Below are 21,748 nucleotides of genomic sequence, written 5' to 3'. Positions count from 1 at the left end.
ACGCTCAAACCTTCACCAGCAGGCCGCGCACGACATCGATCACCTGCTGTACCTGCGGCAGCGCCGCTTCCTCCAGGTGCGCAGCGTAGGGCACCGGCACCTCCCGGCTGCAGACGCGGCGGATCGGCGCGTCGAGTTCATAGAAGCGGCCTTCGGTCAGGCGCGCGGCCAACTCCGCGGATATCGAGCCACTGCGCCATCCCTCGTCCACGATCACGCAGCGGTGCGTGCGCGCGACCGAAGCGGCGACGGTCTCGTCATCGAGCGGCCGCAGCACGCGCAAGTCGATGACCTCGGCCTCCACGCCCTCCTGCGCGAGGCGCTGGGCGGCCGCCAGTGACTTCTGCAGTCCGGCGCCATAGGAAGCGATGGTGACGTCGCGCCCCGGACGCCGCACCCGGGCGCGCGACAGGTCCACGCGATCGATCCCGAGCTCCACCTCGTCTTCCATCGCGTACAGGCCGATGTGCTCGAACAGCAGCACCGGGTTGGGATCGGCGAGCGCCGCGGCCAGCATGAAGCGGGCATCCTGCACGGTGCCCGGTGCCGCCACCTTGAGTCCCGGGATGTGTGCGTACCAGCCCTCGAAGCTGTGCGAATGCTGTGCCGCCAGTTGGCGCCCGGCGCCGGTTGCCATCCGGATCACCAGCGGAATGGCAAATTGCCCTCCAGACATGTGCGGGATGCTGGCAGCGTTGTTGACGATCTGATCGAGGGCCAGCAGGCTGAAGTTGCAGGTCATGATCTCCACGATGGGCCTCAGTCCGGCCAGAGCGGCGCCGACGCCCATGCCGACGAATCCGTTCTCCGCCAATGGCGTGTCGACGATGCGCTGCGGCCCGAACTCCTCCAGCAAGCCCTTGGTGACGGCGTAGCAGCCGCCGTACTTGCCTACGTCCTCGCCCATCAGGAAGACGCGCGGGTCGGCCTGCAACGCTTCGCGCAGGGCCTGTCGGCAAGCCTCCCGATATGTCATGCGGTCCGGCGCACTCATGCGAGGCTCCCTGTGCGCTCCTGCGGCACGCTGTCCATCGTGACGAAGCGCTCCAGATCCGCCAGCGGCTCGAGCGTGCCCGCCTCGGCGAAGGCGACCGCGGCCGCCAGTTCCAGGTCCACGGCCTGTTCGATCTGCGCCACCTGTGTCGCCGACGCATGGTGGTTCTCGAGCATCCAGCGACGCAGGCGCTCGATGGGGTCGCGCTGCCTCCAGTTGTCCACTTCCTGTCGCGAGCGATAGGACTGCGCATCGAACATGGAGTGGGCGCGGAAGCGATACGTGCGGCATTCCATGAAATAGGGCCCTTGGCCAGAGCGGGCATGCGCCACGGCCCCGGCGGCGGCTGCCTCGACCGCCACCGGGTCCATGCCATCGACGGTGGCAGCTTGCATGCGGTAGGCCTCTGCCTTGCGGGAGACAGCCGTTTGGGCTTCGGCGTCGGCCAGCGGCATTCCCATCGCATACAGGTTGTTCTCGCACACGAACACAAGCGGCAGCCGCCAGAGCGACGCCATGTTCATGGTCTCGTGAAAGGCGCCCTCGGTCACGGCGCCTTCGCCGAAGAAGCACGCCGTGACCGCATCCCGACCCAGGCGAAGGTCCGCCAGCGCGATGCCTGCCGCGACCGGCAGGCCGCCGCCGACAATGGCATTGCCGCCGAAGAATCGAAGCTCGGCATCGAAGATGTGCATGGAGCCGCCACGCCCCAGGCAGCAGCCCTCGCGCTTGCCGAGCATCTCCGCCATGAGACGGTCCATGGGAACGCCGCGCGCGAGCGCCTGGCCATGCTCGCGATAGGTGGCGACGACCGCGTCTTTGCGCTGCAGCGCCGACATCACGCCGACAGCCACCGCTTCCTCGCCATCGTAGAGATGCAGGAAGCCGCGGATCTGCTGCGCCTGATACAGCTCCACGCACTTCGCCTCGAACCGGCGGATGCGCAGCATCTCGCGATACAGGCGATGCAGATCCTCACTGTTCAGGTGCAGCTTGGGAGTCATGCCGCGTCTTCTTCGAGGGTGGAAAGGTCGCCTTCGGGCAGCCCCAGCTCGCGTGCCTTGAGGAGCCGGCGCATGATCTTGCCGCTGCGTGTGCGCGGCAGGCCGGTGCGGAAGTCGATCTCCTTGGGCGCGACCGCGGCGCCCAGGCGCGTGCGCGCATGGCCCAACAGCTCCCGGCGCAGCGCCTCGCCTGCATCCCAGCCGGGCTTGAGCGCCACGAAGGCCTTCACCGTTTCGCCCGCCACCGGGTCCGGCTTGCCGATCACACCGGCTTCCGCCACGGCCGGATGCTCCAGCAAGGCGCTTTCCACTTCGAACGGGCCGATCAGGTGGCCCGCGGACTTGATGACGTCGTCGCCGCGGCCCACGAACCAGTAGTAGCCCTCTTCATCGCGCTTGGCGAGGTCACCGGTGAGATACCACCCATCGGCAAAGCACTTGCGGTAGCGCTCCTCCTCGTGCAGGTAGCCACGCATCATCGACGGCCACGGTGCCTTCAGTGCGAGCTCGCCGTCGGTCATCGGCGTCTTCACCACCTCCACGCCGCCGGCGGCTGTGCGTCGCACGATCGCCGCCTCGATCCCGGGCAACGGCCGCCCCATGGAACCGGGCTTGACATCGAGCGCTGCGAAGTTGGCGATCATGATGCCGCCGGTCTCGGTCTGCCACCAGTTGTCGTGGAAGGGTCGGCCGAAGGCTTCCAGTCCCCAGACGACTGCCTCCGGGTTCAGAGGCTCGCCGACACTGGCGGCGAAGCGCAGAGCGGACAGGTCATGGCCGTGCAAGACCTCCGCGCCCAACTTCATCATCATGCGGATCGCGGTGGGCGCCGTGTACCAGACGGTGACACGCTCGCGTTCGAGCACCGAATACCAGGCCTCGGCGTCGAACTCCGCCTCGACCACGACGCTGGTGACGCCGTTGACCAACGGCGCGAGGATGCCGTAGCTGGTGCCCGTCACCCAGCCTGGGTCGGCGGTGCACCAGAAGACGTCATCGTCGTGCAGGTCCAGCGCATCGCGGCCGGTGACCACATGGGCGACGATGGCCTCGTGCACATGCACGGCCCCTTTGGGCCGCCCGGTGGTGCCGCTGGTGAAATGCAGCAGCGCCATGCTCTGGGGATCGGTGGGCGGTATCGCGAAAACCGGCGATGCACCTTCCACCAGTTCGCTCCAGCGCTGCAGTCCCTGGCCCTCGCAAGGTGCATCGCCCACCAGGATCACGTGGCGCAATCCCGGAAGGCGATCGCGCAGGCCCCGCAATTTGCGGCGATACAGCTCCGGCGTAGTCACCACGACGCGAACATCCGCGGCGCCGGCGCGCGTGGCGATCGGCTCCGGTCCGAAGGCGGAAAAGAGCGGCGTGACGACGCAGCACGCCTTGAGCGCCCCGAGCACGGCCACGTGCAGTTCCGGCACGCGTCCGAGCAACACGAACACCCGTTCGCCTGCCTCGACGCCCAGTGATCTCAGCGCGTTGGCGAAGCGTGCGGTCTCGGCCGTCAACTGCGCATAGTCCAGGTCGCGCCGGCTGCCATCCTTGCCGATCCAGCGGATGGCCGTCTTGCTCCCTCGCCCGTGCAAGAGGTGACGGTCCACCGCCTCATGCGCCATGTTGAGTCCACCGCCCTGCGGCAGTCCGTCCAGGAGACGGCGCGCGTCTTCCCATCGGAAGGACGCGCACCTGGCCTCGTAATCGAGGAGATTCGGCGCGGGCCGCAAAGAATGCAGGTCCTTGTGGATCCGTTCGCGCAACGTGGGGGTCGGGTGATCCATCGATGGTCTCCTGGCGCAATGATGGGCGGCGCCCGCGACCCGCGTTTGCGCTTCGTCAATTGCGCATCTGCGCGCCTTGATGTTCGTCAACCGCGCCTGCCCGCGCCACCCTACGCTCGCCGTAACGCGTTCGCCGGAGTGAACCATGCACGTCGGGGTGCCGAAGGAAAGCAAAGACCAGGAGCGTCGCGCCGGCATGACACCTGTCGGCGCGCGCGAACTGGTGGCGCGCGGTCATACGGTGCTCGTCGAGCAGGGCTTGGGCGAGGGCATCGGCATGCCGGATTCAGCCTATGCCGCGGCCGGTGCACGTGTGGTCCCGTCCGGCAGAGAGGTCTTCGCCGAGGCCGAGCTGGTCGTGAAGGTCAAGGAGCTGCAACCGCACGAACGCGGCTGGCTGCGGCCCAGGCAGGTCCTGTTCGCCTACTTGCACCTGGCAGCCGATCGGCCGCAGGCCGAGGCACTGCTCGCCTCGGGAGCGATCGCCATCGCCTACGAGACGGTGACCGCACCCGGTGGGACCCTGCCGCTGCTCGCGCCGATGAGCGAGATCGCAGGCCGGATGGCGGTGCAGGTCGGGGCGGCGTACCTCGAATCGCCGCGCGGCGGGCGCGGCGTCCTGCTCGGGGGCGTGCCCGGCGTCGAGCCCGGCCACGTCGTCGTGATCGGGGCTGGCACCGCCGGCCGCAACGCTGCGCAGATGGCGATCGGACTCGGGGCCCGCGTTACGGTCCTGAACCGGGGCGTCGAGCGCTTGCGAGAGTTGGACCAGTTGCATGGCAACCGGCTCGTGACCCGCATCGCGCATCGCGAGAGCATCGAAGAGTCGGTGCTCGCTGCCGATCTGGTGATCGGGGCGGTGCTCAACCCGGGGGACGCCGCGCCCCGGCTGGTGGACCGTTCCACGGTCTCACGCATGCGGGCCGGTGCCGTGGTGGTGGACATCGCGATCGACCAGGGTGGATGCTTCGAGACATCGCGCCCGACGACGCACACGGAGCCCGTCTACCAGGAGAGCGGCGTCCTTCACTACTGTGTCACCAACATGCCGGGCGCGGTCGCACGCACGTCCACTCTGGCGCTCACTCAAGCGACGCTTCCTTTCGTGTGTGCGCTCGCGGACCTGGGCTGGCGCGACGCGCTTGCGCGCGATTTGCACTTGCGCAGCGGCCTGAACATCTGGGAGGGCAACGTGGCCTGTGCGCCGGTCGCCGCCGCCCTCAAGCTGCCTTGGCGGCCGGCGGACGCCTCTGGTTCATCGCGGGCGCCTGCCCGCAGCGCAGATCCGTGACATCGCCGTCGGTCCCGTCGACCAGCGCAACACCTCGAACGCGTGCTTCGCGATCGCCTCGCCGAGCAGGGCAGCCTGCTGGCAGGTTCCCAGTCGCAAGCCTCAGCGCTGCAGCAGTGCCTCGAAGAGCTGAAGCGGCAAGTGATGGGCGAATCAGGCGAGCGCGACCAGCACGCGGCCTTCCTGCAGGCGCACCTCATGGGCGCGGACCGAGTGCTCGGGCGCCTCGATGCATTCGCCGCTGCGCAGGTCGAAGTGGTTCTTGTAGAGAGGCGACGCGACGACGATGCGTTCGCCGATGCTGCCCACCAGCCCGCGCGAGAGCACGCTGGCGCCCGCCTTGGGGTCGACGTTGTCGATCGCGTAGAAGTCCTGCTGCTGGCCGACGCGGAAGATCGCGACATGCACGCCGTCAACGAGGGCGCACACGCCGGTGTCGGGGAGGATGTCGCCGGCGGCGCACACGGCGGTCCATTGGGTTTCAGTGGCGGGGGTCATGTGATGTCCTCGGGGTGATTCAGGCGACGGCGCGTTCCTCTGCGCGGGCGGGCCGGATCTGGCCACGCTCCTGCACGAAGACGATGTGCTCGTCCGGCTTCTCGCTGTTGACGAAGGAGCGGAAGCGCTGGCGGGTGACCGGGTCGTTCACTGCGGTCTTCCATTCGCACTGGTAGGTGTCGACCACGTGCTGCATCTGCGCTTCGAGCTCGGCGCCGATGCCGAGCGTGTCCTGGATCAGCACGCCCTTGAGGTAATCGAGGCCGCCCTCGAGGTTCTCGCGCCAGGTGCTGGTGCGCTGCAGCCGGTCGGCGGTGCGCACGTAGAACATCAGGAAGCGGTCGATCAGCCGGATGAGGCCCGCCTTGTCGAGATCGGACGCGATCAGTTCCGCGTGGCGGGGCTTCATGCCGCCGTTGCCGCAGACGTAGAGGTTCCAGCCCTTGTCGGTCGCAATGATCCCGACGTCTTTGCCCTGCGCCTCGGCGCATTCGCGGGTGCAGCCCGAGACGCCGAACTTGATCTTGTGTGGCGCGCGCAGCCCCTTGTAGCGGTTCTCCAGCTCGACCGCGAGGCCGACGCTGTCGTCCACGCCGTAGCGGCACCAGGTCGAGCCGACACAGCTCTTCACCGTTCGCAGCGACTTGCCGTAGGCATGGCCGGACTCGAAGCCGGCGGCGATCAGCTCCTCCCAGATCAGCGGCAACTGCTCGACGCGCGCACCGAAAAGGTCCACGCGCTGGCCGCCGGTGATCTTGGTGTAGAGGCCGTACTTCTTCGCCACCTGCCCGACCGCGATGAGCCCTTCGGGCGTGACTTCGCCGCCCGGCATGCGCGGCACGACGGAATAGGTGCCGTCCTTCTGGATGTTGCCGAGGAAGTAGTCGTTGCTGTCCTGCAGTCCGGCGAGGTCCTTCTTGAGCACGAACTCGTTCCAGCACGATGCGAAGATGCTCGCGGCGGTGGGCTTGCAGATGTCGCAGCCCAGGCCCTTGCCGTGCTTCGCCAGCAGGTCGTCGAAGCTGCGGATCTCGCCCACGCGCACCAGGTGGTACAGCTCCTGGCGCGAGTAGGGGAAGTGCTCGCAGAGATGGTTGTCGACCGCCAGCCCGCGCCTGGCCATCTCCGCCTTCATCACCTGCCCGACCAGCGGCACGCAGCCGCCGCAGGTGGCGCCGGCCTTGGTGCAGGCCTTGAGCTCCGCGGTGGTGCATGCACCTTCGCCGACCGCTGCGCAGATCTGGCCCTTGGTGACGCTGTTGCACGAGCAGATCTGTGCGCTGTCGGGCAGCGAGTCGACGCCGAGGCCGGGCTTGGCCTGGCCGTCGCTCGAAGGAAGGATCAGGAACTCCGGGTCCGCCGGAAGCGTGATGCCGTTCAGCGCCATCTGCAGCAGCGTGCCGTATTCGGCCGCGTCGCCGACCAGCACCGCGCCAAGCAGTTGCTTGCCGTCCTCGCTGACCACGATCTTCTTGTAGATGTTCTTGTGCTCGTTGACGTACTGGTAGGCGCGCGACTTCGGGGTCCTGCCGTGCGCGTCGCCGATGCTCGCCACATCCACGCCCATCAGCTTGAGCTTGGTGCTCATGTCGGCGCCGGTGAAGGCGGAGTCGTCCTGGCCGGCGATGTGTCGGGCGGCCACGCGGGCCATGTCGTAGCCCGGGGCGACAAGCCCGAAGGTCTGCTCGTTCCAGGACGCGCATTCGCCGATCGCGTACACATCGCGGTCGCTGGTGCGGCAGTGGCTGTCGATCGCGACGCCGCCGCGCGGGCCGACCGCCAGCACGCACTGGCGCGCGAGCTCGTCGCGCGGACGGATGCCGGCGGAGAACACGATCATGTCCGTCTCCAGATGCGTGCCGTCGGCAAAGACCATGCGATGCCGCGCGGTCGCGCCATCGACGATCTCGACCGTGTTGCGGCCCGTGTGCACATGCACGCCGAGTTCCTCGATGCTGGTGCGCAGCGCGCGGCCACCGCCCTCGTCGACCTGCACTGCCATCAGGCGAGGAGCGAATTCGACGACATGGGTTTCGAGGCCCAGGTCGCGCAAGGCCTTTGCGCATTCGAGACCCAGCAGGCCGCCGCCCACGACCACGCCGCTCTTCGAACGAGCGCCGCAGGCCTTCATGGCCTCGAGGTCCTCGATGGTGCGGTAGACGAAGCAGTTCGGCCGGTCACGGCCGGGCACCGGCGGCACGAAGGGGCTGGAGCCGGTCGCCAGCACCAGCTTGTCGTAGGCGATCACCTCGCCGTCGGCGGTGGTGACGGTGTTGTTGCGCCGTTCGATCGCCACTGCGCGTGCAGCGAGGCGCAGCGTGAAGCCGGTGCGTTCGAAGAACCCGGGCTCGACGAGCGAGAGATCTTCGGCCGTCTTGCCGGAGAAGAACTCGGACAGGTGAACCCGGTCGTAGGCCGGGCGAGGCTCCTCGCACAGGACGGTGACTTGCGCCCCGGGGAGGCCAAGCTCTTCGAGCTGCTCCAGAAACTTGTGGCCCACCATGCCGTGGCCAATCACTGCGATTTTCATGTCGGATCCTGCACGCGGCCGCTCACGCGACGGGGTGCGGACCACAGGAATGAGGCCCCCGGCGCGAACGGATGCGAATTGGGTTGGAACAGGCGAACGGGTGGCGTCGTTACCGGTCGTTCGCTCGACTCACGCCGTCATCAGCGGAGGCACTGCAAAAATCCGCGGCCGCGTGGCGGCGGGACAGTGCAGGGAGAAAAGCAACAACCGTGCCCGGCCGTGGGGGCTCGATTTTTCGGGGTTCGGCGGGGGTCGGCCCCATGGAGGGAGGCCGGCGCGGCTCGCAGCGCGCTGTTCTGGCGCATGCGTCGCCGGTTTGGTGCAGACCGGGTCACCGCGCTTCCTGGTGAAAATGGGCGCGATCGAACCTGACGGCGAAAGGAACGGAATGTCGGCCGACACGTGGTGGAGGAACGGAATCGTCTATCAGATCTACCCGCGTTCGTTCCAGGACAGCGACGGCGATGGCATCGGCGACCTCGATGGCATCCGCGCGCGGCTCGACCATCTCGTCTCGCTCGGCATCGACGCCGTGTGGATCTCGCCGATCTATCCCTCGCCGATGGTGGACTTCGGCTACGACATTGCCGATTTTTGCGACATCGATCCACGCTTCGGCACGCTGGACAGCTTCGATGCATTGGTCGGCGATGCCCATTCACGGGGGCTCAAGGTCATCCTGGACTTCGTGCCGAACCACACGTCCGACCAGCATCCGTGGTTCGTGCAGAGCCGCAGCGCACGCAGCGACCCGCGGCGCGACTGGTACCTGTGGCGCGACCCGGCGCGGGACGGAGGTCCGCCCAACAACTGGGTCAGCAACTTCGGCGGCCCGGCCTGGACCTTCGATCCGGCCACGGGTCAGTACTACGCTCATTCGTTCCTGAAGCAGCAGCCCGACCTCAACTGGCGCAACCCCGAAGTGCGGGCCGCGATGTACGAGGTGCTGCGCTTCTGGCTTCGGCGCGGCGTCGACGGTTTCCGCGTCGACGTGCTCTCCCAGATCATCAAGGACGCCCAGTTCCGCGACAACCCGCCGAACCCGGACTTCATGGACGGCCACGACCCGTTTTTCCGCTGGTTGATGCTCCACAACACGGACCTGCCGGAGGTGCACCAGATCGTGGCCGAGATGCGGCGCGTGGTCGATGCGTTCGGCGATGAGCGCTCGTCGCGCGTGCTGATCGGCGAGCTCTACCTGCCGCTCCCGCGTCTCGTCGCCTACTACGGGCTCAATGCCGAAGGCGTGCTCGAAGGCGTGCAGCTGCCTTTCAACTTCCAGCTCATCGACACCGAGTGGCAGGCCGCGCGCATCGACCGGCTGGTGCGCGACTACGAAGCCGCCTTGCCTGCGGGTGCGGCGCCGAACTGGGTGCTCGGGAATCACGACAAGTCCCGCATCGCGAGCCGCGTCGGGCTGCGGATGGCGCGGCTTGCGGCCATGCTGCTGCTGACGCTGCGCGGCACGCCGACGCTCTACTACGGCGACGAGATCGGCATGACGGACGTCCCCATCCCCATCGACGAAGTCCAGGACCCGTTCGAGAAGAACAAGCCCGGGATGGGCCTGGGCCGCGACCCGGTGCGCACGCCGATGCCGTGGAGCGCCGAACCCCATGCCGGCTTCACGACCGGCACTCCGTGGCTGCGCCTTTCGGACGACTGGCGCACGCGCAATGTGGACGAACAGTCGCGCGACGCGGAGTCGATGCTGGCGCTCTATCGGCGCCTCATCGCATTGCGCCGCGCACAGCCTGCGCTGAACGGGGGCGACTACGAAGCGCTCGAAGCCGAGGGCGAGGTACTCGCCTATGCGCGCAAGCTCGAAGGGCAACGACTGGTCGTGCTCTTGAACTTCGGCGCCACCCCGGTGCCGATCTCGCCGGCGCTGATGCCGCGCCAGCCCGTGGTGCTGGCATCGACCGATCCCGCGCGCGGCGAATTCATCGAAGGGCCGCTCATGCTGGCGCCTTGCGAAGGCGTCGTCGTCGGCACCGTCACCGACGAATCGCCCCCTCACACCTTGCCGGTCGGAATCTCGACGTAGCTGTGCGCATGCCAGCGCACGCGCAAGGGCCATCTGGCGTCGGCAATGGTTTCCGAGTTCACGTCCTTGCCGCTCCCGTAGTTGATCTGCCGGTCGGGGCGCCTGTTGATGGCGACCAGCAGCACGATGCGGCTGCCCGCCGCGAGCCTGCAGGCGGTCACGCGCTCGGCGGTGAAGGCAAGCGTCTGACGCTCGCCGGCCCGCAGAAGCCGGCGACGCACGCGATGGCCGGCGTAGCTGGCGCGGAAGTCGTAGGGCTCGAACAGCAATCGGTATTCGCCGCTCTCCGTGAGCTCGTACATCGAGATGTTGAAGTCCACGTCCTGCCGCGAGGGCGTGATGTCGAACACGCCGCGCAGGCTGCCGTCGATTTCGGTGTCCGCAGGCAGCGGGTCGCCGACGAAGCGGATGCCGTTGCGCAATGGAAGTTGCGTCGCGCGCAGCGCGTTCGACCAGGGGATGCGCACGTCACGTCGGTCGGCTAGATCGACCACGAGTCGTACGTTGCGATTGCCTTCGGAGGGTGATGACGACAGGCGATGCGGCTCGGCGCCCTCGCCGGTGTCGAGGTACAGGCGCAGCCGGGTGCGCTCCGGTGCGTTCAACGTGGTCGCATGGCGCCACTGGTCCGCGCCCATCAGTTGGTAGTTGACGCGATCCGACAGGAGAGAAGGCTTGCTCGCGCCCTTCAGGATGTGGTCGAGCCATTGCATGCGCAGCTCCGGCAGGTCGACGCGTGCGACGGGGTCCAGTTCGTAGCCGCGCAGCGTTGCCGCCGTGCCGAGCCGGATCGAGCTCGGGTCGTACGGGCCGAGCAGCAGCGTCGTGTCGGCCTGCGGGCGGTGGCGGCGATGCTCCTGGTGGAAGTACAGCGCGCCGGCGTCGGCGCCGTAGTAGCCGGCGAAGCTGAGAACCGGGATGTCGATCCGCGCGAACTGTTCGGGCGACGGCAGGAACTTCTGCCAGAAGCGATCGTGGCTCGGGTGCGTCAGCCAGGTCCGGATCAGCCTGCTGCGCCTGCCGATCAGGACGCGATCGATGTCCCAGTAAGGGCGATCGCCGCGATACCAGCGCGCGTCGAGCGCCTGCCATATCGCGTCCGGCTCGGCGTCGGCATCGAAGTCGGCCGGCAGGGGTTCGAGGCTCGCGTGCTCCAGCGCCCAGCGCACCATGGCGTTGCGGAAGATCTGCCCGGCCATCGGGAAGTCGATGCCCGGCGCCATCGGCGCGATCGTGGCGATGGCCTTGAGCGCCGGGGGTCTCCGGCGCGCGGCCGCCCAGGCGGCGTAGCCGGAGTAGCCGTCGCCGACCATCGCGACGCGGCCGTCGCTCCACGGCTGCCGGACGATCCAGTCGATGACGGCCACGGCGTCTTCGCCGTCGCGAACGAACGGCCACACGGCGCCCTTGCCGTCGGGCGTGCGTCCGCGCACGTATGCCGTGACGCCAACGTAGCCTTTGACCGCGCTGCGGTGCGCATCGTCTTCGGCGGGATCGAGCGTGAAGCGCAGCAGCGTCGGCAGGCCCCCTTCCGCGCGGCCGGGACGGACCAGGTTGGCATGGATGACGCCCGCACGCACGGGAATCCGGATGTCGCCCTCCGCCAGGTAGCGGCTGCGGTTCTCCGCCGCGAACAGTTCCGGCAGCAGCGCACTGTAGTTGCGGCGCGAATCGTACGAAAGCCAGGTTCGCACGAGCGCGAGAGCGTCGGCCTCCGGGAGGCTCCCCTTCGCGCGCCAGAGATCGAACGCTTGAGCGAGCGGCTTTCTGTACACGGCCAGCGGGATTTCGAGCCGCGCCATGATGGCCTGGGCCTGCACGTTGTCGAGGGGCGATACCAGCTCCTGGAACGCACGCGCGTAGGCTTCGGCGAAGCCGAGGCGCTCGTCCACCTCGAGCGTGCGCGCACGCGCATAGATGCTGTCGAGCGTCGCCCGCTCCATCAGGTCGTCGAACGGCTTGCCCTGACGCCGGCTGCGCAGCGACTTGCTGCTGTCGAAGGCCGCTCGATAGGCGCCGCTGACGATCTGAAGCGCGGTCACGTTGGCCAGGAAGACGTCCTTGTCCGCTTCCTGGTAGACCGGCAGGATGCGCTGCGCCAGATCCCGCATCAGGTCCGCGGCGGTGTCATCGTCCGGATCGCGTGGTGGCCGGAAGCCGAAATCCAGCGCCCAGGCCCACGTAGGCAGTGCAAGCATCAGCCGGATCAGGGCGCGACGCACGAAGCGACGGGGGGGTGACCCAGGGTCTCTCATGGTCGCTGCTCCTCGGGCGCGGCATTCGGCGCCTTGACCAGATGCACCACCCGCGTGAACAGCCGGTCGTGCGCCTGTCCGGCCGAGCCGATGTGGACGATGCCGGTGTGCGCGAGCTCGTCCAGCACGTCGATGATCAGTTCGAGCGTGTCGTCGTCGAATGCGCCGAAAGCGTCGTCCATCACCAGCCAGGGGGGTGCCTGCAGGACCACGCGGGCGAAGCCCAGCCGCAGCTGCTCGTCCATGCTGAGCTCGCGCTCCCAGCGGCCCGTCTTGTCCAGCAATGGCTCCAGCCGCTGGAGGCCCACGCTCGCCAGCGCGGCCAGCATCGCTTCTCTCGGATAGCGCGACGGCTCCATGCCGTACGACAGCACTTCGGCCAACGTGCCGCGGGGAAGGTACGGCGTGCCGCGCGGCATGTAGTGGATCGTCTCGCCGCGGGGCCTCCGCACGATGCCGGAGCCCCAGGGCCAGAGGCCCGCAAGCGCCCGGAACAGCAAGGTCTTCTCGGTTCCCGGCGTGCCGAGGATCAGCAGTCGCTGGCCGGGGTGCACGACGAGATCGGGGGTGTCCAGCCGATCGTGTCCGGTCCAGGCGCGGACCTCGAGCGCTTCGATCGCGAGGGTTCCGTCTTCGCTCTCCTCGTAGGCGATGCGGCTGCCGCCCGCCTGGGCCTCCAGGTCGGACGCCAGCATCTGGCGCAGGTCGGCGACGCGCAGCAGCGTGGCGCGCCAGTCGGCAATGATGCTGAAGTTGTCGACGAACCAGCGCAGCGACGACTGCGCCTGCGTGAAGGCGGCGGCGGCCATCATCAAGCCGCCGAACGAAACCTTTCCCGAAAAGTAAAGGGGTGCGGCCACCAGGGTCGGCGCGATGATGGTGACCCAGCCGAAGCCGGCGGTGACCCAGGTGAGATTGGTCAGCCCGAGCACCACGCGCGATTGGGCGCGCAGGACGTCGCCGAAGTGCATCGCGACGCGACGCTTCTCGTCGGCCTCGCCAGCGGCCAGTGAGATGCCGTCGAGATGCTCGTTGATGCGCGTGAGCGAGAAGCGCAATTCACCTTCGCGCGCATAGCGCTCGGCGTTGCGCAGGATCAGGCCGTTGCCGACCCAGTAGGTCAACAGCGAACCGACGATCGCATAGACGATCGCGGCCCACAGCATGAAGCCCGGCAAGACATGGTCCTGCCCGTTGTAGAAGATGCTGAAGTCCTTGGAGAGCACCCACAGCACGCTCGCGAAGCTGCCGAACAGCATTGCCGCCTGCAGCAGACCCACCCCCAGCGCGACCGACAGATCGCACAGCTTCAGCGTGTCTTCGTGCATGCGCTGATCCGGGTGGGCGCCCATCGGGCCGCTGGCCTGCAGCCAGAACGCCCGGCGCGGGTGCAGCCACAGCCCCACGAGGTCGTTGACGACGGCCTCGCGCAACCTCATCTGCAAGGTTTCGCCCAGCCACCGCTGCGCCACGTTCAGGACCAGCAGCACACTCGCAATCACCGCGAAGACGCCGACCTGCATGATGAAGTCGTTCAGGTCGCGACGCGAGATCGCGTCGTAGAACGGCTTGTTCCAGCTGTTGAGCTCGATCTGCGCATACGCCGTCATCGCGACGACGACGACGATCCCGCTCACGAGCACAGCCAGCTTGCTGGCGACCGACGATGCTCCCACGGCACCGAGCAAGTCGCGGACCTGCCGGAAGACACCGGTCTTCACGACCGGCTCGTCACGGTTCGGCGACGTAGCGCTCATCCCCGCTGCGGCACCTGACTGGCGGGGGCCGCGATGCGGCGCGCCGAGACACACGAAATGAACGCGGCGTGGCTCCACGCCAGTTGCTTCGCCGAGGTCTGCGCGCCATTGCGCTGATCGAACTGCTCCGAGAGATCACCGCTGGCGGGCGTGTACGCCTGGACGGTCGCGAGGTAGGCGTCGCCGCGCGCGAGCCAGTGGGACGCATCCCCGCCCAGCGCTGCGGCGCGGAAGCAGAATTCAGCGGCACCGAGCGTCGAGAAGTAATAGGCGCCGCCCGAGTAGTACACGTCGCCAGCGTACCGCCCCATCGCCGGGCCACGGCCTGCGGCACGGCCGCGGTTGATCGGATAAGCCGCATCGAACAGTGCGTCGAGTCGCGCCAGCGTGGCCTGCATGCGTGGATCGGCCGGGCCGTGCACGGCCTCTGTACCAAGGCCATGGATCGCCGACAGGATCACCGCGATGTCCAGCGCCTTCGGACTGGGCCGGTCGTCCGGCAGCCTGCGTGAACGGTAATAGCCGTGCGTCGCATCGGGATCGTCTGTCCCTTCATTCACCCAGTAGCCATCGAGCAGACCGAGCACGGCTTGCGACTCCTCCCGGCAGCGCTGCGCCTGCGCCGTCTCGCCCAGGCCCTGCAGCCATGCCGCACCCTCGGCCAGCGCAGCCGCCGAGACGCGCAGCGTGTAGTAGTGATGGCCGCTTTCCTCCTCCCAGATGTCGAACGACGGTTCGCGCCAGTGACGCAGCGTGAAGTCGAGATCGAAGCGGATCAGCGCAGCGACCTCCGCCGACAGGGCCGCGTCGAGGTGCCCGCCGGCCGCCCAGCGAATGAGCGCCAATGCGCGCAGTGGCGGCCCGTCGTGCTGGGGGCGAGCCCATCGCAGGATATCGAGCGTGCCGTCGGGGTTCACCCGCGTCTCCGCGACGACGGCATCGCCATGGACGCTTGCGAGCTCACGGTCCTCGCGCAGGTACTGCAGGAGATCGGGGGCCACGCGCGCTCCGCGGTCAGGTATCGCGGCGATCGCGCGGCCGTCGAGCCGGTTCAGGTCAAGGCTGAAGCGGATGAAGTCGCGCAGATGCTGCAGGGCTTCATCGCCGACGCGCCCGTCGATGTAGAGCAGACGGAACGCATCGATGACGACGGCAGAGTCGCGAAACCAATGAAAGAAGTAGTCCGGGTCCGGGTCGTAGCTGCCGAGCACGGGCGAGGCGACGACGGCGCCGACGATCGGCCGCACGGTCTGGCCGAACCCCGCGCGATGCTTGACGATCGACACCGGCGAGATGCTGGACATCATGGCGCTCGCCGAATGGACGAGCTGTGTTTCGAGCCAGGACTCGAAGGCCGGGTCTTGCGGGCGTGTCACGCTGAAGGTCACGGTGCGGGCGACCCGAGATGCGGGCTTTCGAAGTCCAGGGCACGCAGCCCGGCCTGCACTTCAGGCACGCTCATGAACAGCTTCCACAGAAGGCCTGTCCGATGGTTCTCCATCATCACGACGATCGGGCCCTGGTCGATGGCGAGGAAGGTCTCTGCGAACCAGCCGCGCTGCTCGCAGAACGCATCGACGAAACCGTAGTCCCGCCACACTCGCGTGCCATGCGCGGTGAGGAAGTGCCGCAGCACCTGCATCACTTCGGCGGGCGCATACGGCAGGCTCGCGAGCGCGCCGGTCGGCGAGATGGTGCCGTTGTCGGTGTTCGGGTCGTGCGCGAGGTAGCCGTCCGGGTCGTCGCTGGCCGTGAGGCCCCAGCACGATTCGCCGTAGCCCTTGAAGCCCTTCGAATTGACGATGCAGTGCGCGCGGTTGACCCGCACGTGTCGGCAATTGAGATCCCAGTAGTCCGCGTAGCGGTCCTTCAGGCCGTGCGGGTCGAGGCCGCAGAACGAGTAGTGCGTGAAGAACAGCGGGCCGCCGTACGGCGCCCCCAGCGGCAGCTCGATGCCGTAGTACGAGCGGCCGTTGATGAAGTCCGGCCCCGACGCGTAGCCGCGGTGGTAGACCCGCGCATCGATCGCATGGCGCGGCGAGGCCGCGGCCATCAGGTAGGTGATGAGGCACTCGTTCCAGCCGTGAACTTCATGGTTCATCGCAAAGCCGTGGTTCGGGCTCCAGTGCCAATACAGCACGTCCCGCCCGCCCTGGGTGAACCAGTTCCATTCGACCTCGTGCCACAGCGTGTCGATATCGCTTCGCAGCCGCCGCTCCGCAGCCGTGTCCCCACCGAAGTACTGGCGCACGCAGAGCAGCCCCATCATGAGGAACGAGGTCTCGACCAGATCGCCCGCATCGTCCTTGGGGCTCATCGGGATCGTCTCGCCACTCGCGCCGTCCATGAAGTGCGGGAAAGCACCGTGGTAGCGCCTGGCGCGGGACAAGGCATCGAGCATGCGCCGCAGGCGATCGAGCGCTGCGTCTCGCGTGACCCAGCCGCGCTCGACCGCGACGATCAGGGCCATGACGCCGAAGCCCGTGCCACCGATCGCGACTCTTTCGTCGGCCCTGTCTTCGCCTGTGAGGCCGACGAGCGTGCGGCGGTCGAGCGCCAGGCCGCTCGCTGCATCCGCACCCTCCCAGAAATAGCGGAAGGTCTGGCGCTGCACGGCCTCGATGAGGGCCTCGTCGGGCAGGGCCGCCAAGGCCTTCGGGTTTCGGTCATCCTTCAGCACGAATGCCTCCTGTCCTTCGGTGACGGGTGAGTCACGTTTGGTTTCATCGAGTCATCGGCACCACGCGGCCGATCGTCCCCCGCAGCATGCCATCATCAGGGCCCCTTGGGTTCTGCTTTGGGATCTTCAATGAGCCGCATCGACACCCTCATGACCCGGATGACGCTTGCCGAAAAGCTGGGCCAGCTCACGATGACTGCCTCCAGCTACACGGTCACCGGGCCAGTGATCGCGGGGGACAGCACGCAATCGATCATCGACGGCACGATCGGCAATCTGCTGAACATGGTCGGTGCCGGGCCCGTGCACGAGATGCAGCGGCTGGCCGTCGAGAAGTCACGGCTGGGCATTCCGCTCCTGATCGGCCTGGACATCATCCATGGCCATCGCACGCTCTTCCCGACCCCGCTCGCGGAGGCAGGCGTCTTCGACGAGAACCTCTGGGAGCGCACGGCGCGCGAGGCCGCGCGCGAAGGCGCGGCCGAAGGCCTGGCGATGACTTTCGCGCCGATGCTCGACGTATCGCGCGATCCCCGCTGGGGCCGCACCGCGGAAGGCCCGGGTGAAGATTCCTGGCTCAACGCCCGCATCGCGCAGGCCAAGGTGCGTGGTTTCCAGGGGACAGACCTGTCATCGGCCGAATCGATGGCCGCCTGTGCCAAGCATTTCGTCGCCTACGGCGCGGTCACCGCAGGGCGGGAGTACGCCGCGGTGGACATCTCCGAGCGCACCTTGCACGAGGTATACCTGCCCGGCTTCGCGGCGGCCGTCCGCGCCGGCGTCGCGACCTTGATGCCCGCCTTCACCGATCTCAACGGCGTGCCGATGACGGCGCACATCCCCTTGCTGCGCGACTGGCTGCGCGGCGAGATGGGCTTCGACGGCGTCATCGTCAGCGACTACAACGCGATCGCGGAATTGATCAAGCATGGGGTCGCGGCCGATCTCGTCGATGCCGCGGTGCTGGCGCTGAAGGCCGGCGTCGACATCGACATGATGGCCGACGCGTATCGCAAGGGTCTGCCGGTCGCGCTCGAGCAGGGCCGGGTGACGATCGAGGAAATCGATGCATCCGTGCGGCGGGTGTTGCGGCTCAAGGAGACGCTCGGCCTGTTCGACGACCCCTACCGCCGTGGCGCAACACCGGAGCCCGCGGCGGTCGTCGCCCGGCGGCACGCGCTGGCACGCGACGTGGCGCGCAAGGCCGTCGTCATGCTGAAGAACGAGCGCGACACCCTGCCCTTGCCCGCGGCGGCGAAGGCGCTGTGCGTCATCGGCCCGCTGGCCGACGCGAACACGGAAATGAAGGGGCCGTGGTGGGGTGCCGGCGAACACGAGCCGGCCATCAGCGTGCTGGCCGGCCTGCGCGCCGCACTGCCGCAGACGGACATACGCCATGCACCCGGCGTCGCCATCGAGAGCGACGACGAAAGCGGCATCGAGGCTGCCGTTGCGCTGTGCGACGGTGCCGACGCCGTCCTGCTGTGCCTCGGCGAGCGTGCCACGATGAGCGGCGAGGCGGCAAGCCGCGCCACGCCCGCGCTTCCCGGCAGGCAGCAGGCGCTGGCCGAAGCGGTGACGGCGCGTGCGCATGCGCTCGGCATCCCCGTTGTCGCGATATTGTTTTCGGGCCGCCCGCTCGTCGTTCCCTGGCTGTCCGAACACGCCGATGCGCTGCTGGCTGCGTGGTTCCTCGGCGTCGAAGCCGGCCACGCAATCGCGGACGTGGTCACCGGCCAGGTATCGCCTGCCGGTCGCACGCCGATGAGCTGGCCGCGCGCTGTCGGCCAAGTGCCCATCTTCTATGGCCAGCGCCCCAGCGGCCGGCCGATGAATCCCGCCGACTACTTCACGAGCAAGTACCAGGATGTCGACAACACACCGCTGTATGCCTTCGGTCACGGCTTGACCTACGGTCGGTTCAGCTACGACGACCTCCAGGTCGAGCCGCGGCGCGTGCGCGAACAAGACACGCTGAAGATCGGCGTCGGCCTGCGCAATGCCGGAGCGCGAGAGGCCGAAGAGACCGTCTTTCTGTTCGTTCGCGCCAAGGTGAGTCGCATCACCCGGCCGCTGCTGGAACTCAAGGGCTACGCGAAGCTGCGCTTGAAGCCCGGCGAAGCCGGCTCGGTGATGCTGGAGCTGCCGGCGGCCGATCTGCGCTTGCTCGGGCCGGACCTGCGGCCCTTGTTCGAGACGGGCGAGTTCGAGATCCTCGTCGGGCCGAGTGCCGAGCAGACAGGGCTACTGCGCCAGACCATCGAGTTGTGTTGAACCGGTACACCCCCAGCAAACCAAAGTCTATTTTCAGCCGGGTAAAATACGGCCCTCATGTCCAACACCCAACTCTCGCAAGACGGCCTGCGCTACGTGAAGAAGGCGCCCGGCTCGATCATCACCGCGCCACGCGCCGAGTCCATGATGTCGTGTTTCAAATGCGGCAAGTTCGCGTTGCGTTCGACCATGGCGTCGCGTCGCTTCCTCGGCAAGAACCATCTCGTCTGCGCGCCCAAGTGTTCTTGAGCTGACGAGACGGTCAACGTTTCGTCGTGCTTGCTGCCCGATCCGTCTGCTGCAGCAAGCCGGCTCCTGCGCAAGCTCCGTCGCCGTCACGATTTCCTGGATGGAGAGCGGACCTTCGGGCTGCTCGATCCATCGTGCGTGACCCAAGGCAAATGTTCGCAGCGGTGCCCTAGACTCGAGGGCAAATGGTCGCATCGCTTTCCGCCGTCACACGAGAACGGCTGCGGCGCTTCATGCGCATCCTGCGCATTGCCGCGGTCATCGGCGCGGGCGTTGGGGCGATCTACGGTGGCGCGATTGCCGGACCGGGCGCTCGCCCGTTGCTCCGATCCCTGCTGATCTCCATTCCGATCGGTGTCATCGACGCTCTTCTCACGGCTCTGTGGATCGCCAGCATCGAGCTCTTCCTCTTGCCTCGCCCTTCGATGCGCTGGCTCGATGCGCTGCCCTTCGCAGCGGTGTTCCTCTTGAAGACGTTCGTCTATGGCGCGATCGCAGGGGTGGTCCTCACTGGACAGCCGGGCGAGCACTTGTTGGGCGTCGTCACGGTCTATAACGCTCGCACTGGCCTGATCGCGATCTTCCTCTCGCTCGTGCCTGTTGCCGTCATCGTGATGATGTTTCAGGCTGCAGGCCTCGTCGGGTACCGCACCTTCACGGCCCTCCTGCTTGGGAAGTACCGCCGGCCCAACGTCGAGCGACGCTTCTTCCTTTTTGCCGACGTCGTGGGCTCCACCGCGATCGCCGAGCGCCTCGGCCCACTGGAGGCTCATCGCTTCCTCGCCGCGGTGTTTTCGGCAGTGGCCGAACCGATCGAGTTGTACCGAGGCGAGATCTACCAATACGTCGGTGACGAGATCGTCATCACCTGGGTCGAAGCCGACGGCGTTGCCGATGCGCGGGCGTTGCGCTGCTTCTTCGCGATGCGCGCGGCGCTCGCCGCGGACGCCAACCGGTTTGCCCAACGCTTCGGCGCGTCACCGAAGTTGCGTGCCGCCCTGCATCTGGGTGAGGTCATCGCCGGCGAGGTGGGTCAGGTGCGCCGTGCGATCGTCTTCCATGGCGACGTCATGAACACCACCGGGCGCCTGGAGCAAGCGACTCGCGAAGTCGGGTGCTTCTTCATCACATCGGCGCAAGCGCTTGCCTCCCTGGGTCCGCCGCCGCCCGATATCCGTGTCCACGACCTTGGCGCCCTGCCCGTGCGCGGACGACTGGAGCCCATCCACGCATTCTGTGTCGAACAGGATGAGCGAGATCGGCCGTCGAGCAACAGCGGCGCCTGAGGTGCTGCCGCACCCGAGGCCCGCGCCGGATCTCGATCGCTAGGCCGTGAGGCGACCTCTGTCCGCGCCGTTGATCTCGTCGGGTGCGGGGTGCAGGAGCGTTGCGAGAAAACAGGCGCCTGCGCTGACCGCCCAGAAGGCGAAGAAGGCGCCGGCGTACACAGTCTGGCGCGACCAGCCAGGAACGTAGTCCGCCCACTGCAGTTCCATGGGGTCCACGAAGGCGAACACCAGCAGTTCGAGCGTGCAGGCGGCCAGGAAGGCCGGCCAGATGATCCGGAGCAGTCGGTGGGCCAACATCGTCATCTCCTCTCCCGCGCGGCGGGTTGATTGTCGTTGCGCGCATTGAACTCACTTCAGGCGGTCTTGTCGCTTCGGGTTTCTACCGTTCTGACCTTCCGCCGGTCGAGACCATACCGAACCCGAGGCAGGTGCAGGTGCGACTATCGAGGCATCACGTGCCTCGGCGACGGAGGGATCAGCCTCGTCAACCCGTAAGTCGAGAGGTCTTGCACAGAAAGCCAGCTGACGCGATCCGATGGGGTTTGCATCATCCGGTCATAGAGGGATGTCGGCAGGCCCATTTCATCGAGGTACTGCTTCGTCTGTGCATGGATGCCGGCGTACTGTGCTTTCTTCGCCCGGGCCGAAGTCACACCGTCGTTGGGCAGGTAGGGGCGATGAACGCCGACCCGACCTCCAACGTAACGCCCATGCCCCGCGGCGAGCAGGTACACACACGCGCTGACACACGAATCGCCGACCTCCACGCGCGTCGCGAATGAATATCTTCTGATGATTCTGCCAATGGACATGGCTACCCAGATGTTGCCTCCGTGGCTGTCCAGGGTGACGTTGACCGTGCCCGAGGCAGGCGCGTGATCGATACCGTTGGCTTCCAGCCGCGCGATCTCGGCAATGCCGATGAACGCATCGAGATCCGACTGGACGAGTTCGCCTCGGATCGAGATTTGTGGAGGCCGATTGCCAGCCGGGGGCCGATAGAGAACGCGCGACGAGGCTGGAAGAAAGCAGGCGCAGGTGCTCAGGAAGATGACGGAGGCGCGCCAAATCTTGAGCCCGTGCATCACTATCAGAATCCCCA

The 21,748-nt window shown here is 67.4% G+C and carries 16 protein-coding genes; 5 read left to right on the top strand and 11 right to left on the bottom strand.

The genetic code is table 11. The annotated features are described in order from the left end of the window. Positions 1–4: 4 nt before the first annotated feature. Genes WKW77_RS06970 through acsA form a run of 3 tightly spaced genes read right to left on the bottom strand, consistent with a single transcriptional unit; the run spans position 5 to position 3,776 of the window. Positions 5–994 carry an alpha-ketoacid dehydrogenase subunit beta gene (locus WKW77_RS06970; RefSeq protein WP_340356113.1) on the bottom strand — a complete coding sequence of 330 codons (990 nt, stop codon included), beginning with the start codon at positions 992–994 and terminating at the stop codon, positions 5–7. Further along, complete coding sequence (pdhA, locus tag WKW77_RS06965) at positions 991–1,998, bottom strand: pyruvate dehydrogenase (acetyl-transferring) E1 component subunit alpha (protein WP_340356112.1); 1,008 nt, start codon at positions 1,996–1,998, stop codon at positions 991–993. Before pdhA ends, WKW77_RS06970 begins: the two co-directional genes overlap by 4 nt. Then, the gene (gene acsA / locus WKW77_RS06960) at positions 1,995–3,776 is read right to left on the bottom strand and encodes an acetate--CoA ligase (protein WP_340356111.1); all 1,782 of its coding nucleotides are present in this window, start codon (positions 3,774–3,776) and stop codon (positions 1,995–1,997) included. The genes pdhA and acsA overlap by 4 nt, the downstream gene beginning before the upstream one ends. 145 nt (positions 3,777–3,921) lie before the next feature. Between acsA and ald the strand changes: the two genes are divergently transcribed. Continuing rightward, positions 3,922–5,067 (top strand): alanine dehydrogenase, encoded by a 1,146-nt coding sequence (gene ald / locus WKW77_RS06955; protein ID WP_340356110.1) that lies wholly within the window; start codon positions 3,922–3,924, stop codon positions 5,065–5,067. Between the two features lie 153 nt (positions 5,068–5,220). On the opposite strand, the gene nirD is transcribed toward ald, so the two are convergent. Beyond that, positions 5,221–5,565: a nitrite reductase small subunit NirD gene (gene nirD / locus WKW77_RS06950; protein ID WP_340356109.1), complete on the bottom strand. Its 345-nt coding sequence runs from the start codon at positions 5,563–5,565 to the stop codon at positions 5,221–5,223. Between the two features lie 19 nt (positions 5,566–5,584). Continuing rightward, on the bottom strand, positions 5,585–8,095 hold the full coding sequence (gene nirB / locus WKW77_RS06945; RefSeq protein WP_340356108.1) for a nitrite reductase large subunit NirB: 2,511 nt from the start codon (positions 8,093–8,095) through the stop codon (positions 5,585–5,587). A gap of 388 nt (positions 8,096–8,483) precedes the next feature. Here nirB and WKW77_RS06940 point away from each other — a divergent pair, with 388 nt between their 5' ends. Further along, entirely contained in the window at positions 8,484–10,142 is a 1,659-nt protein-coding gene (locus WKW77_RS06940; protein ID WP_340356107.1) for an alpha-amylase family glycosyl hydrolase, read from the top strand. On the opposite strand, the gene WKW77_RS06935 is transcribed toward WKW77_RS06940, so the two are convergent. From WKW77_RS06935 to WKW77_RS06920, 4 genes are read right to left on the bottom strand one after another with little or no spacing between them, the layout of a single operon-like run. Beyond that, positions 10,112–12,397, bottom strand: coding sequence for a CocE/NonD family hydrolase (locus WKW77_RS06935; protein ID WP_340356106.1), 2,286 nt, complete (start codon positions 12,395–12,397; stop codon positions 10,112–10,114). The two genes, WKW77_RS06940 and WKW77_RS06935, sit on opposite strands and share 31 nt — an antisense overlap. Further along, positions 12,394–14,154, bottom strand: a complete 1,761-nt coding sequence (locus WKW77_RS06930) for an ABC transporter ATP-binding protein/permease (protein WP_340356105.1) — start codon at positions 14,152–14,154, stop codon at positions 12,394–12,396. Before WKW77_RS06930 ends, WKW77_RS06935 begins: the two co-directional genes overlap by 4 nt. After that, positions 14,151–15,530, bottom strand: coding sequence for a glycoside hydrolase family 15 protein (locus tag WKW77_RS06925; protein ID WP_340356104.1), 1,380 nt, complete (start codon positions 15,528–15,530; stop codon positions 14,151–14,153). The genes WKW77_RS06930 and WKW77_RS06925 overlap by 4 nt, the downstream gene beginning before the upstream one ends. Before the next feature lie 8 nt (positions 15,531–15,538). Beyond that, positions 15,539–16,834: a glucoamylase family protein gene (locus tag WKW77_RS06920; RefSeq protein ID WP_340356103.1), complete on the bottom strand. Its 1,296-nt coding sequence runs from the start codon at positions 16,832–16,834 to the stop codon at positions 15,539–15,541. Between the two features lie 129 nt (positions 16,835–16,963). On the opposite strand from WKW77_RS06920, the gene WKW77_RS06915 reads away from it, so the two are divergent. From WKW77_RS06915 to WKW77_RS06905, 3 genes are all read left to right on the top strand, one after another. Then, the gene (locus WKW77_RS06915) at positions 16,964–19,108 is read left to right on the top strand and encodes a glycoside hydrolase family 3 N-terminal domain-containing protein (RefSeq protein ID WP_340356102.1); all 2,145 of its coding nucleotides are present in this window, start codon (positions 16,964–16,966) and stop codon (positions 19,106–19,108) included. A 57-nt stretch (positions 19,109–19,165) separates the two neighbouring features. Further along, positions 19,166–19,357, top strand: coding sequence for a hypothetical protein (locus tag WKW77_RS06910; protein WP_340356101.1), 192 nt, complete (start codon positions 19,166–19,168; stop codon positions 19,355–19,357). Positions 19,358–19,542: 185 nt separating this feature from the next. After that, a complete protein-coding gene (locus WKW77_RS06905; protein WP_340356100.1) occupies positions 19,543–20,643 on the top strand; it encodes an adenylate/guanylate cyclase domain-containing protein in 1,101 nt (366 codons plus the stop codon). 39 nt (positions 20,644–20,682) lie between these two features. Here WKW77_RS06905 and WKW77_RS06900 read toward each other — a convergent pair whose 3' ends face one another. Both WKW77_RS06900 and WKW77_RS06895 read right to left on the bottom strand, forming a co-directional pair. Then, a complete protein-coding gene (locus WKW77_RS06900) occupies positions 20,683–20,943 on the bottom strand; it encodes a hypothetical protein (protein WP_340356099.1) in 261 nt (86 codons plus the stop codon). A 143-nt stretch (positions 20,944–21,086) separates the two neighbouring features. After that, positions 21,087–21,731: a COG3904 family protein gene (locus WKW77_RS06895; RefSeq protein WP_340356098.1), complete on the bottom strand. Its 645-nt coding sequence runs from the start codon at positions 21,729–21,731 to the stop codon at positions 21,087–21,089. Positions 21,732–21,748: the final 17 nt, after the last annotated feature.

This window comes from Variovorax ureilyticus (assembly GCF_037889935.1).
GTDB classification, from domain to species: domain Bacteria; phylum Pseudomonadota; class Gammaproteobacteria; order Burkholderiales; family Burkholderiaceae_C; genus Variovorax; species Variovorax ureilyticus.
Note: the sequence above shows the minus strand (reverse complement) of the source record. Positions and strands in the feature narration are given on the sequence as shown.